Source organism: Lentilactobacillus dabitei (genome assembly GCF_019061365.1).
Taxonomy (GTDB): domain Bacteria; phylum Bacillota; class Bacilli; order Lactobacillales; family Lactobacillaceae; genus Lentilactobacillus; species Lentilactobacillus dabitei.
This window is the reverse complement of the sequence record NZ_JAHPPD010000002.1, coordinates 19,475-33,037: the sequence shown is the minus strand read 5'-3', so window position 1 is coordinate 33,037 and position 13,563 is coordinate 19,475. Positions and strand designations below refer to the sequence as shown.

The window sequence follows — 13,563 nt, the reverse complement described above, 5'->3', positions numbered from 1 at the left end:
TGGATAATATTAATTATCATCAAAGGACAAAACTACGGGGGACTATTAAGATCGTTATAGCAGTCATCGCGACAGTTCTGTTCTCCTTATCGTTTAATTTGATGGGGGGCAGCAATCAGCTCTAACCGCTGACTCTGACGCAACCTATGTTCCGTGGAATGGTGGAAGTACGGCTCAACATGATGCTTGGATAAAGGCCAACGTTGACCCAAATTGGAAGGGTCAAGCTGCTGCAGATGCAATTGGCCCCGATGTAACGGGCAAACTTGATGATTGGATGCCGGACAAGAGCTTACAGGCAATTGTTGTCAATGAATTATCCTTAGATGGTGTTCAGGTTGATGGGGAAAATGTGACATCGCCTGATCAAATCAGTAAGAAACTACTTGAAGATAATTTAACAGGTATTAATTATGCAACTACAGATGATAATCAGACGGATAATGAAGACATATTTAATGCGATCTTGAGTGTTAAATCTTTAACGGGATTAGAGTATGCGAAGAATTCATCCTACATTTCTTTGAATGCTAGTTATTCAGCGTTTACAAAATACAATGTTCCAGTAAGACGTGGGGAACTTAGCGATATTGATGCACTTAAAGATTTGAAGAATCTCTCGGGAGTAGACTTTCAGAGAAATCAAATACATGATATTAGTGCACTTGCCAATAAAACGTTTAATACTCTTGATACTTCATTTACTGGCTTATATGGGAATAGAGTTACTGATGCTTCTCCGTGGGGACGATCTAATTTTGTTGACTCCTCAGGAGATAACTTGAATAGTCAGATTTATGTTTTACCAAACATAAAATTGAATCCCAAAATGACAAGTTACACAATGACCTCTTTTGCAATTAACAGTGAGGTAAAAAACATTGTTGGTGAAAACATTCCAATTGTTCCATACTACGTTGGGAAAATACCACAAACTAATTTTGCAAGTGGTTATAGTAGCACCGCCGATGGAACAGCAGATACTAGTGCTAAAACGATTACGTGGACTAATTTGAATAAAGATGGTGATGGGAAGGGGACCCTGACGGCTTATTACAACGACACGTTACTCGGAAACACACCATACGATGGGGTCATTGTCCAACCGTACACATTGGATGATACCGTTGGAAATATTAACGTTATTTATAAAGATGAAGGTGGCACTGTTCTTGGATCATCAACCATTTCGGGAACTGAAAATGACTTGTGGAACTATGCCATTGGTAGCGATGGCTTAACATTAGCTGATCCCGATACAAGTGACAATAGCAAGGATGTTAATGATACGCTTCAACAGTTGGAGGCAACCAACGGATATAAGAGTGTTACAGCTGATGGTCCTAAGGATTCCAACGGGCAGCAAAATGCCAAATATTCTGTTGCTGATACTACGGCTGGGTTACCAACGGTTACGTATACGTTTAGTAAGACAATCCCAGTTCAAAATATTTCCTTTAACGTCAAATATGTTGATAGTGACAACAAGCCACTTACCATCAACGGTAAGACGCAAGAAACGTTCAATGATAAATCTGGGGCAGATTGGAATTATACGATTCCAACTGTTAGTGGATACACGTTTGACCACTTTGCTACGAGTGGGACTGCTCCAACTTTCACAACAGGTAAATTATCTGGTACGTATGGCCCAAATAGTAAGGATATTACTTTAGTTTATAAAAAGAATACCCCAACGCCACCAACCCCACCAGAGCCTAATCCAACACCAGTTAACCCAACACCAAATCCAGCTCCAACGCCATCAACCCCAACAGTAACCACGCAGCCAGCAACTCCAGGCATTGCCAAGAAAGGTGAAGCCGTTTATGCCTTGAAGAAGATCTATATGTATAGTAACAAAGACTTCAAAAAGAGTGCACGAGTTGCCAGCTATTCCAAGAAGCCGCGGATTAACCGACCGATGTTTGTGGTAACGGATTATGCGACCTCCAAAGCTGGTAACTTGCGGTATGTTGTTCGTGATGTGAACCATCACAGCAAAACTGCCGGCAAGAAGGGTTATATTACTGCCGACTACGCCTTTGTTCGGCCAGTTTATTATCACAGTTCTCATAAGACGCTGATGGTCATCAATCCCCGTGGTGTCAATGAATATACGAACAAGAACTTGACTGGTAGGGTTAAGAACTTCAAACAAGGCACTCAGCTCAAGGTGAAGGGCTTTGTTAAGCATAACTTAACGACTCGTTACCTCTTGAGTAATGGTCACTACATTACCGGAAACCGCAAACTTGTGATTGCTGGTAACCAGAAGCAGCCTAAACAAATCAAAGTTAAGAAAGCCATTTACCTTTACAACAATGCTAACTTCAGTAAACGTACGAAGCACATCAAGGAGGGTACCGTGTTGAAAGTTAAGAAGTGGGAGTACTCACATCCATACTCAACTACGACCTTTGGTGCTAAACGTTATGCGGTTGCTGGCGGTTATGTAACTGTTAATAGTCATTACGTGAAGGTAATTTAATAGAATCAACAGCCTTAAACCGACGGGCAAATTGCCTAGTCGGTTTTTGTCAGGAAAGGTTTAGGGGAGAAATGACTTGTATGCCAAAAACAGTAAAAATTGATAAGCCGATCAAGGAATATACTGCTACCCCTGAAGATAAAGCCGAGTATGAGCAAGGGAAAGCCAGACTTATGGCAGCTTACAAGTTCATGAAGGCTCGTGAGGACGCCGGCTTAACTCAAAGAGAGTTAGCTACCGCTTTAGGCAAGAAACTAGATATCTCTTTAACTTAGTACAGGTTGATTTATCAATTTGAATTTAATGAAAATCCGCGATCGCTGCCGATAACTGAATCTTAGTTATGGGTGGCGATTTTTTTGTATTCAAGTTCCATATTTGGTACAGGGCTTCGATTGTTCATGGCAATTAGGCAATAAAATCAGATAGATATTTAACTCAACAATTATAAATTAGTAGTTTACACATTAATCACCAAAAAGTTATAAAAGTGATGCGTTAATGTTGCAACAAATTGAGTGGGTTGATATATTGATGATGGAAATAAGGAATTAGGGGTGTCATGTGAGGACTGCTCCACTCACTTTTTAGGGGGAAATTAAATGAAAACTTGTTGTCAACCTACCCAACGGATCCGGCATTGGCTCGCGTCCTTTGGGGTGACCATCTTAGCGCTTTTACTATTTACGAATGGAATGGGGGAACTGGTATACGCCAGCGTGGTAGCCGACAATAACCAATCAGTTCAAATCGCGACTGAGAATCCGACTGATAGTTCGGCAAATCATCAGTCTGCACCGGCTGAGTCGCAGTCTGTACCTGCAGAGTCCCAGACTGTGGAAGCCCAAGCTACCGAATCCCAAACTTCAACTGCGACTGCGCAACCGGCAGAAGCAACTCAGCCAGCTCAGGTACCTTCAACGCCAGCAGTTACTGAAGCCAACCAGGCACCTGAGTCTCATGCGACACAACCAGCAACTCAAACGAAGGCAGTAGACCCAACGGCAACTAATCAGCCAGCTCAAACAGGATCTACCCAGCCAGCAACTGCACCAGTTTCTAATTCACCGGCGCCAGCAACTTTCGAAGCGTCAGCTGTGTCCACCAACAGTTCAAAAACTGCGGAGACAACGGATTCGAGCAAGCAATCAAAAGAAGCCGGCCAATCGAGTAATCAGTCAGCCACAACGAAACAAACAAATCAAACTGCTGCTAATAGCCAGCAAAACTGGCAAGAAAATAATCTAGCTAACGAAACTGAGAAGGCAGCTCAACCAAAGATTCAAGCGGCACCAGCTAAAATGAAAGCGACAACGGTCATGGATCAACTCGTCGTTACCAACGAGCAACAATTAAATGATGCCTTGAACGCGGCGCCTAGCGATGGCTCAGGCCAGACCATTACGCTTGGGAATTCATTTTCAACGGTTCATGGATTCTTTATTAAACAAGGCCAAAACATAACCTTTATCAATGAAGGCGCCCCGGTGGAACTAAGTATTGGTTCACAAATCAAAGTGGAAACGGGCGCTATGGTCACTTTTAAAGGGAACCAAAAAGATGGGATCTCAATTGTCCCGATAAAAGATTTTGCAGTTCCTCGGAATTTTAAAACGACCGCCACCTATTCGGCTCTCCATATTGATGGCACTGCCGATTTGATCAACACAACGATTAAAGATTTTAACATTAAGCCATATCCGCCTTCCTACAACGATGGTCCGGTGACAGTTAGTGGCGGGACGTTAACAATGGGCCAAAATGCCTATATTACCCATAATCATTTATTCGTTGATCCTAACTCAGGGACAATGGGTGCTGGTGGTATCTCGGTTAATAATGGTGGCACGGTTATCATGAATGAAGATAGTTACGTTACCAACAACTCGACTGAGTGGGGTATTCAAGAAACTGCTGGTGGCATTTCACTGCACAAAGGATCTCATCTCATCATGAACGGTGGTCATATTGACGGCAACTCCGGTCCCGATGCCGGTGGTGTTGTGGTAGGCGACGTTAGCAGAAAGGACAAGACATACCCAATTTCAACGATGGTCATGAATTCAGGAACCGTAGATGGTAACATTTCCTGGCATCACTCAGGTGGTATTTTCGTTAATGGTTCGGCTGATGTAACGATTAATAGCGGCTCCATTAGCCGAAATCAAACTGGCTTGGTTGGCCGCCAGCCAAACCCAGTCGCAAGTGGTGGTGCGTTCGTTGTCCACCAAGGATATACGCAACAATCGGGTACCGCTGAATCCTACAATCTTAACAATATCGGGCGCTTAACCATCAATGATGCCATTATCGATGGCAACCACGCTTCCGCAGCCGGCGGTGGTCTCTACGTTAATTCTAATAATGTCACGATCAATAAGGCGACCATCACCAATAACGTTGCTGACAAGCATGGTGGCGGCATTTACGTTAGTATCGCCGAATATAACCTCCATTTGGGGAATAGTTTGATTACTGGCAACGAAGCTATCGCCGGGGAGCCAATTACTTCAGGCGAGACTCAAATGCTAGCCGGATCTGGCGGCGGTATCTGGTTCTGTCCGACGGGTAACGCCGAAATTTATGTCACTGATGGGACGGCCATCTTTGGTAACAAAGCTCTCACTCAAGGTGATGAAGTATTGAGTGAAGCTAAAACTGGTGGTGAAGTAACCACCTTGGCTAACAGAATGCCTGGTGGCGGTGGCGTTGATTGGTATCATGATCGCGATGGCCAACAAGAAACCGATGCAGTGACGATTGATCACGACAGTGGCTTTGTCGGCTTAAAAAATCAATCAACTGATGCAGCCAAAGCAATCGCCGCTGGCCTGGCAACCGTTCTGATCAAAGGCAACAAAGCACCTCGGGGCGGCGGCATTGGCTCCAACGGTTCAGTTATCTTTGGCAATCACCTTGTCGGCACCAAAACGATTAAGGTTGCCAAGGTATGGGAAAATGACGGCAAAGTTGCCCAACCTGATAAAGTTGCCATTAACCTTGTCTTAGATGATCCAACCAGTCCACTCAATGGTGGCGTAATTGATACGATTGAACTAAGTGCTGAAAATAACTGGCAAACTGATTTTGCCGGCCTGCCAACCAACCTGAAGTATCAATTAACTGAAGGGGCGGTTGCTGGCTTCACCCCTGCGTTTGGCGAACTCAAAGACTTAGGAAACGGCGTGTTTGAAATGACCGTAACGAACAAATCAATTGGTAAAGAAACAACGCCAGACCAGCCAACCACTCCGGTTGATCAGCCTAAAATACCAACTGAGCCAACGACACCAACTGGTGAGATTGTCCCAGGCAATCCGGCGGTTATCCCTGGAACACCAACTACGCCAGAGGTTCCAACAACGCCGACGACAAGTGAACCAGAAACGCCAGTCACCACTCCTAAGAAAGTCACTGAACGGCCGAAGGCACCAACTTCAGGGGAGCAAAAGGCCCATCCAGAGATTCCAGTTGATAAAGTGAAGACCACTCAATCAGCTAAAGGAACGCCAACCGCTCCATCACTGACAAAACTCGACCAGCCAACCAGTCAACCAGCTGCTCGTCAAGTAGCTAACTTGGTTGAAAAACCAGTTCAGGCAGCAATGTCGAAACCGGCTGCTTCTGATTTACCAAACGAGCAAGCCGCTGAATTACCTCAAACTGGTGATCAAACTTCGATACTTGCCGTTATCTTGGGAATTAGCCTGCTCATTGTGATCTCAGGTTGGCTGGTGTTACGACGAAAAAGTTGTGACTAAAATGACCGAGTTCAAGAATGAGTAAGTGTTCGAATTATAAATAAAGCAGCAAATTGTGTGACATAGTTTGAAATGCTCGCCAGTCATGACAGATAATAACTTCATGACTGGCGAGCATTCTTTGATGTACAAGGGATTATTAGATTACGAAGTACGATAATCGCTGATAAATCAAGGATATCATGCTTTTTTTGAGAGATTTCTTATTATGAGACTCTTCGACTTGTTATTGAAATTTAATCACTTATTTATTGGTTACGGGATTAGCAGCGGCAGATTTGGCTGCCTGATGTCGTTTGATTGCGCGATTGGTTAGCATCACAAACATCATTGCCAAGGCTGCGTAAACGGCACCGCCTAAACTGATTTTATTCAGACCAACTAGGCCGGTCATGCTTGATGCGGTAGCCGATCCAAGAGAAATGCCGAAGTTGAAGAAGATGGAACTGAGGGATGACGCCAATACCAGTGATTGCGGGTAATCCGATTCTGCCGTATTTAGAAAATGAATCTGGATTGGGGAGTTCATAATCGTCACAATTAAGGTTAAGACGAGCAGGATACCAAAACCGGAAACCTTGTTAAGTAAGGCAAACGGCATCAGCAATAGCAAAATGATATCGGCTGTGTAAAATCTAGGCATGAGTCGCAAGCCGTTTGGTCGAGCGGCAACTGCTCTTGAGAGGCGGTTGCCAAAGATGCTGACAATTCCAAGGACGAACAGCAACCAATTTAAGCTGGTGGTACTAAAGCCAAGCAAGGTGGTTAACAGTGGTCGGACGTAAGTATAATAAGCGTACATCGTTGCGGCCATGAACAGCGTAGAGAAGATGGCAAAATAAATGCGGGGATCCAGTAGCAAGGTGAGCTGATTTTTAATTGACCCTTGGGTTTGTTTGAGGTTGCGGGGCAAGATGAAGACTAACAGGGTAAAGGTAACGATGGTCAACCCGGAGATACCATAGAAGGCATAGCGCCAACCGAGACTGGTACTGACAGTTACCCCAATTGGGACGCCAAAGACCGAAGCGATGCTGAAGCCGGCGAAAATCCAGGAGACTAAGCCAGCTCGTTTATCACGCGGAGCAATCGTGCTGGCAAAGGTCATGACCAGAGAAATGATTGAACCAGCTGTCGTTGCGGTGATCATCCGCGAAATGACCATAAATAGATAATTTGGAGCCAATCCACTCAGCGTATTACCAATAAAGAAGACGACGATCAACGATAACAAGGTCTTGTAGCGACTGTAGCGGCTGGTCAAAACGGTTACGAAGGGGGTGCTGATTGCATAAACGGTGGCGAAGATGGTGACCAGGTAACCGATGGTTGACAACTTGACGTCAAAGGTGCGGGAGAGATCGGATAACACCCCGACGACAATAAACTCGTTGCAGCCCAGCATAAAAGCAACGAGGACGAAAATAATTGATTGTAATTTGAAACGATTCATATGTAAATTTCTCTCCTTATGTCAGCTATAAAACGAATTGCACACTGTATTAAATATTAGCATAGAAGATGAGGACAGGGAAGAGCAAAGAGAGTGAGCGGAGTAAAGCGGTTAACAATCGGAGTGTAAGTCTCCAGTGAGGGAAATTCCCGGTTCTGGAATTTTTCTCGCTGGTGCTTACATGCAGATTGTTGCTTTACGCAGCTGTCCTAAAATAGTGAGCGGAGTAAAGCGTTTAGAAGTCGAAGCGTAAGTCTCCCCAGTGGAGAATTCCCGGTTCTGGAATTTTTCGCTGGGGTGCTTACGTGTAGATCTCTGCTTTGAGGAGCTGTCCTAAGAACAGTGAGTGGAGTAAAGCGTTTAGAAACTGGAGCCTAGGTCCCCTTCTCCAGAAATCCCCGATCTTGGGATTTTTGGAGAAGGTGCTTAGGTGTAAGTTTCTGCTTTACGCAGCTGTCCTAATGTGAGCAATTCCTTTGACAGAGTGCCTATAACCGTGATGTAATTGATTGTCTTAAAGTTTAGCGAATTGTTCATTAAGGGGGCGGGGGCGTGCAAACTAAATCAAAAACCGCAACAACCAATGATGATAATGCCATCACGATGACAGCGATGTTCAAATTTGTCTTCGGGACCGTTCTCAAACGGCCGTGGATCTTGGCACTTAACGTTGTTGTCCTAACCGTGTTATCGTTTATGGACTTCTTGTTGCCGCAATTTAACCAGTACATTATTGATCATGTTATCCCGAATAAGGATACGGGGCGGCTGGTTATTGTCGTTGCGTTATTACTATTAACCGTGACGATCTCAGGAATTTTCACGTACCTTTCAACGTATTTTATGGGCGTGATGAGTCAGGGAGCCATTACTAATTTAAGAAATCAGTTGTATCAGTACCTGATTCGGTTGGATACGCACTTCTTTGAATCCAGCAAGACCGGTGATCTCATGGTGCGACTCACTTCTGATGTCAATAACCTGCAAAACTTGATTTCACCCAATATGCTGTCACTGATTGGCAGCTTATTTACCTTTATCGGCGTGCTGATCTTCATTTTCTACGTCAATTGGATTATGGCACTGGCGGTTAGCTTAACCTTCCCGCTGATTTTTCTAGTGGTGCGGATTTTTCGGACCAGAATTCGAAATTCTTACCAAAAAGCTCGGCAATCCCAAGCATTGATGACCAATCAGCTGCAAAACACCTTGACCCAAATTCAATTGATTAAGAGTTACACAACTGAAGACTTGGAGTCCAGCCGTTTTAGTAAATTGGCTAATCAGAATAAAGACAACATCATTGAAGCAACCCGCAATCAGGCGATTTTCTCACCACTGATTACTTTTATTCAGTATTTGGGAACGGCGATTGTCTTGCTGCTGGGAACACTGTTTGTTTTCAAAAGTCAGTTGACAATTGGTCAGCTGGTGGCTTACCTGAGCTATGTGAGTATTCTGCAAAGCCCAATCAGTGCCTTCTCCAGATTGCTGAATCAATTCCAGCAATCACTTGTGTCATATGGGCGAATTGTCCATATTATTGGGCTGAAGCCGGAGATTGTTGACGCGCCAGATGCAGTTAATTTTCCAACGATTAAGGCTGGCGTGAAATTTGATCACGTGACCTTCGCGTATGCTTCGGAGGATGCGGAAGATCCACATAAGGCAGCGATCCAGAATGTGACGTTTGATATTCCCTTTGGCAAACAGACTGCTTTGGTTGGCCATTCAGGAGCTGGCAAGTCGACGATCACTGATCTGCTTGATCGCTTGTATGACGTGAATAGCGGCCAAATCTACTTCGATGGCATACCGATTAATCACATTAAATTAAAGTCGTTGCGGCAAAATATTGCCATCGTATCTCAGGACATTTTCATTATCGATAGGACGATTGCGGATAACATTCGTTATGGGACGCCCGGAGCGACCGATGAAAAAATATGGGAAGTTGCCAAATTGGCCGATATTGATGACTTTATCCATGGCTTACCAGAACAGTTACAGACCCAAGTGGGTGAACGGGGAATCAAATTATCCGGCGGCCAAAAACAGCGAATCGCAATTGCCCGGGCACTACTAAAAGATGCCCAGATTGTCGTTTTGGATGAAGCCACTGCCTCACTGGACAATGAATCCGAAAAGACCATCCAGCACGCATTGGAAAATCTGATGGAACAACGAACGTCACTCGTCATTGCCCACCGGTTGTCCACGATTCATAATGCCGACCAGATCCTCGTCGTCGATAATGGCAAAATTGTCGAACGGGGAACGCACAATGAACTGATGCAGGTGAATGGGTACTATAAGCAGTTGTATGAGGCGCAGTTTGAGTAGGAAAATATCACTAAAAATGATCTGTCATAAAATTTCGGGCTTTGGAGCTAGAAATTTTGAATGCAGATCATTTTTTATCGTGGATATTTATGAAGAAGGACCGTTAAACTAAGAACGATCTGAATCTTAAAATGATATCATCAAGCTTTTTCTTATATGGATTGGCTAAATTATCAATTGCGATGATTGGTAGCTTTGGAATTGGTTCTATTAGACGGACTTCTTTAATTGGAAATTTATGATTAATGTACTGCTGAGCCAGAGATTTTGGAATAATTGCCCAAGCTTTCCCATGATTGAGATAATGAGAAAATGAACTACAAGAATCTAATCTTATATATGGATCAATTTGATTTCCCCAGCAAATCATGTGCCATTGGTCGTATTGTTCGTTATATGGAATATAGACTTCATTTGATGGCGATAAGCTGTCAATGTCGATTTGGTCTGGAATCTCATTTTGCTGAGAAGTAATTAATGTAAGTGATTGATTTCCAATCTGGCGAGTGCTTAACCCGTATCGAGGTGCGTTTGTAAAACTAAATCCGATATCAGCACTATTATTAGTAATCGATTCATAAACTCCAAAAGTTGATGACCCTTTAATGGTGAACCTCAGCAATGGATCATCTTTCATTACCTGAGGGATAATAAAGGAAAGAGCCGCTTCAATAACATTCGTGGTACTAGCGATTTTAATTTTTGAATACTCTGCGTTTTCTTTCAGTGTTTGGACATCGTGAGATAAGGAAATGAGTTGTTTGGCAATAACTAGAAGGCGATCCCCGTATGGTGTTGTTGAAATCGTTGATTGCCCTTTAATTCGGTTGATCAGCTTAACACCTAGTTGGCTTTCTAGTTTTCGTAATCGATTGCCTGCTGCAGCTTGTGTTATAAAAAGAGATTCTGCAGCCCTAGAAATTTGCTTATATTTAACTATTTGGACAAACGTTTCTAAAAGTTCCAAGTTCATTTGTCTTCACCACGTTACTTTACATAGTTTGCATTTATGATTTATCTAGACTCATTTTATTATATGAAACAAGATTAGCAGCGGTTAATTCTATTTGTAGCACTGAAACAGCGCCATTCTTTGGATAGTCATTCAATGTTTTAATTCCGTTGTCTTCTGCCAAAGAACGGATAAATGTTCCATGAGTGACCAGTAAAATATTTGCAGGAGCAACGCAGTTGTCACGAATAGATTGAATCCCATCATGCCACCTGTTGAGCACCTGTTCGGATGTTTCAGCAAGATGACTAGTATCTTGGAGATGCATTAGTCTGCGTGCTTCGGGTAAACCTTTGGCTCGGATAATATCACTTTGGGTATGATAGCCAAACGGTTCCCCGACTTTAAACCAAGTTTCGTCCGAATCCAAGCCTTCAAAGAAGCCAAAAAGAACCTCTCGAAAATCTTTGCTTTCAAGTGTATGAGCTGGTTGATGATTAAGTTGGTTGAGAATGAGGTCTCTTGTTTGTTTCGCTCTGCCTAAATCAGATGAAACAACAGTATCAAAATCGAGTGATTTTAAAATTTTGCCTGCTTGAATTGCTTGTTGTTTTCCCTTTTCAGTTAGCTCAGAATCACACCATCCTTGCATTCGATCGAAACTGTTCAGGAGGGTTTCTCCGTGACGAACGATGTATACCATTAGAGATGCCATATGAATTACCCCCAAATATTTCATATATAACGATTCATTATATATAAAGAGTAAGATATTCAGTATTGTAATGCAAGCGATTTCATTTATAATGTTAATTAGGGATTTGAATAATCTCGAGACAATTATAAATTGAATTTATTTTTTGGGGAGGTTTTATTATGCACGTTACATTGTCTGTTTGGCAAGCCTTACTAATTGCGATTTGGGTTGCATTGGTTGAATCTCGAATTTTGGGTTTTGCAACTTTAACAATGCGCTTTAGCCCCCTGATGACAGGGATGATGGTTGGAATCATCATGGGGGACTTGAAATCTGCAATGATTGTTACTGCTGCAATCCAATTGGTGTATATGGGATTCGTTGCTCCAGGAGGGGCATTACCCGCTGAACCAGCTATTGCAACAGCCATTGCCGTTCCGGTTGCACTATTAGGTCATATGAGTCCTCAAGGAGCTATTGCCATCGCGGTTCCCGTGGGATTGCTCGGAAGTTATCTATATCAATTTAGATTTTTCCTTAACACTTTTGCACTTAAACCAATGGATAAGTTTGCTGCAGAGGGCAATGCGCGAGGGCTACGGTTGTCAATCATGGGGATCCCCACAATAATTTCGTTTTTGCTCTTTATTCCATTAATTTTTATTGCACTCTACTTTGGCGCTCCGGTTATTTCTGGCGTGGTAAGTAACATTACTCACGGTACTGTTATTCATGTTCTAAATAGTGTTGGGGGTGGTTTAGCCGCATTAGGAATCGCGGTTATCATGCAGGTTATCGGAAAACAGAAACTGCTACCGTTCTTCTTCCTGGCTTATTTCATGAGTGTGGCTTTTGCCAAGCTCCAAATCAATATGACGATTTATGCCATCTTTGGGACAATCTTTGCAATTTTGTACGTGATGTTCACTTCGAACAGAGCATCCGACAAAGCTTGAGGGAGGTTATAATATGAGTGAAATTAATCAAGCAGCTCAGAGTGATGTAGAATCACAAACTGATGAGCCGAAACGAATTCCGCAACCCGATAAAATAACGAATAAAGATTTGATGAAATCGTGGTTTGGCTGGTGGTGGGCCAATGAAGTTAATCATACGTTCGACCGAATGCTAGCTCCGGCCTTCTGCTTTGGACTGATTCCTGCCTTAAAAAAGTTATATAAAGACCATGATGAATTAGCGAAGGCCTTTCAACGACATCTCCTCTTCTTTAACACCCAAGCAACTTGGGGTGGTGGAACACTTACCGGAGTTACGATTTCACTTGAAGAAGCCCGCGCTAAAGCGATGGCAAACGGTGAACAGCCAATTTCTGAAGATATGATTAATAATACGAAAGTTGGTTTGATGGGACCTCTTGCCGGAATTGGTGATTCAATCGACTCTGGAACTGTTCAATATATCTTCATTGCAATCTTTCTTCCGTTTGCGCAAAAGGGAAACTTTTTGGGTGCATTATTGCCATTCCTTTGTTTCGCAATTGCTACTTTTACTTATGGTTATTACTTTACAAAGTTGGGCTACTCTTTAGGTCGTGCCGCTGCTAAGGAAATTATGACTGGTGGTAGAATGGCTGGAATTATCGATGGACTAGGTGTGTTGGGCCTTTATATGATGGGAATTCTTGCAGGTCAGTACATTAATATCAAGAGCTATTTTAAATTTACCATTAATGATAAAACTTTTGATATCCAGCAAATCCTTAATACAATTTTGCCGGGGATTTTACCGTTAACTGCAGTTTTGTTGCTCTACTTGTATTTCCAAAAGCAAGGGCTAAAAATTACTCGGGGACTTTTATATCTTACTGGTGCATTAATCTTGCTTAGTATTTTCTACATTATTTAA

9 protein-coding genes are annotated in these 13,563 nt (G+C 42.9%); 6 read left to right on the top strand and 3 right to left on the bottom strand.

Features of this window, described 5'->3' with window-relative positions:
- The first annotated feature begins 277 nt into the window (after positions 1-277).
- From KTE19_RS13875 to KTE19_RS00540, 3 genes are all read left to right on the top strand, one after another.
- On the top strand, positions 278-2,491 hold the full coding sequence (locus KTE19_RS13875) for a DUF5776 domain-containing protein (protein WP_249778548.1): 2,214 nt from the start codon (positions 278-280) through the stop codon (positions 2,489-2,491).
- A gap of 80 nt (positions 2,492-2,571) precedes the next feature.
- Positions 2,572-2,766, top strand: a complete 195-nt coding sequence (locus KTE19_RS00545) for a hypothetical protein (RefSeq protein ID WP_217341375.1) — start codon at positions 2,572-2,574, stop codon at positions 2,764-2,766.
- 327 nt (positions 2,767-3,093) lie between these two features.
- Positions 3,094-6,252, top strand: a complete 3,159-nt coding sequence (locus tag KTE19_RS00540) for a Cna B-type domain-containing protein (protein ID WP_217341374.1) — start codon at positions 3,094-3,096, stop codon at positions 6,250-6,252.
- Between the two features lie 244 nt (positions 6,253-6,496).
- Here KTE19_RS00540 and KTE19_RS00535 read toward each other — a convergent pair whose 3' ends face one another.
- On the bottom strand, positions 6,497-7,705 hold the full coding sequence (locus KTE19_RS00535; RefSeq protein WP_217341373.1) for an MFS transporter: 1,209 nt from the start codon (positions 7,703-7,705) through the stop codon (positions 6,497-6,499).
- Positions 7,706-8,308: 603 nt separating this feature from the next.
- Between KTE19_RS00535 and KTE19_RS00530 the strand changes: the two genes are divergently transcribed.
- Positions 8,309-10,048, top strand: a complete 1,740-nt coding sequence (locus KTE19_RS00530; RefSeq protein WP_217341387.1) for an ABC transporter ATP-binding protein — start codon at positions 8,309-8,311, stop codon at positions 10,046-10,048.
- A gap of 103 nt (positions 10,049-10,151) precedes the next feature.
- On the opposite strand, the gene KTE19_RS00525 is transcribed toward KTE19_RS00530, so the two are convergent.
- Both KTE19_RS00525 and KTE19_RS00520 read right to left on the bottom strand, forming a co-directional pair.
- The gene (locus KTE19_RS00525) at positions 10,152-11,015 is read right to left on the bottom strand and encodes a LysR family transcriptional regulator (RefSeq protein ID WP_217341372.1); all 864 of its coding nucleotides are present in this window, start codon (positions 11,013-11,015) and stop codon (positions 10,152-10,154) included.
- A 40-nt stretch (positions 11,016-11,055) separates the two neighbouring features.
- Positions 11,056-11,715, bottom strand: a complete 660-nt coding sequence (locus KTE19_RS00520) for a histidine phosphatase family protein (RefSeq protein ID WP_217341371.1) — start codon at positions 11,713-11,715, stop codon at positions 11,056-11,058.
- Between the two features lie 161 nt (positions 11,716-11,876).
- On the opposite strand from KTE19_RS00520, the gene KTE19_RS00515 reads away from it, so the two are divergent.
- Positions 11,877-12,653: a PTS mannose/fructose/sorbose/N-acetylgalactosamine transporter subunit IIC gene (locus KTE19_RS00515; RefSeq protein ID WP_217341370.1), complete on the top strand. Its 777-nt coding sequence runs from the start codon at positions 11,877-11,879 to the stop codon at positions 12,651-12,653.
- Positions 12,654-12,666: 13 nt separating this feature from the next.
- Entirely contained in the window at positions 12,667-13,563 is an 897-nt protein-coding gene (locus KTE19_RS00510; RefSeq protein ID WP_217341369.1) for a PTS system mannose/fructose/sorbose family transporter subunit IID, read from the top strand.

Excerpts from the sequence above, each read along its gene's own strand:
- KTE19_RS00540 (WP_217341374.1), top strand. The coding sequence starts at position 3,094 with ATGAAAACTTGTTGTCAACCTACCCAACGGATCCGGCATTGGCTCGCG.
- KTE19_RS00520 (WP_217341371.1), bottom strand. The coding sequence starts at position 11,715 with ATGGCATCTCTAATGGTATACATCGTTCGTCACGGAGAAACCCTCCTG.
- KTE19_RS00535 (WP_217341373.1), bottom strand. The coding sequence starts at position 7,705 with ATGAATCGTTTCAAATTACAATCAATTATTTTCGTCCTCGTTGCTTTT.
- KTE19_RS00530 (WP_217341387.1), top strand. The coding sequence starts at position 8,309 with ATGACAGCGATGTTCAAATTTGTCTTCGGGACCGTTCTCAAACGGCCG.
- KTE19_RS13875 (WP_249778548.1), top strand. The coding sequence starts at position 278 with ATGCCGGACAAGAGCTTACAGGCAATTGTTGTCAATGAATTATCCTTA.
- KTE19_RS00510 (WP_217341369.1), top strand. The coding sequence starts at position 12,667 with ATGAGTGAAATTAATCAAGCAGCTCAGAGTGATGTAGAATCACAAACT.
- KTE19_RS00515 (WP_217341370.1), top strand. The coding sequence starts at position 11,877 with ATGCACGTTACATTGTCTGTTTGGCAAGCCTTACTAATTGCGATTTGG.
- KTE19_RS00545 (WP_217341375.1), top strand. The coding sequence starts at position 2,572 with ATGCCAAAAACAGTAAAAATTGATAAGCCGATCAAGGAATATACTGCT.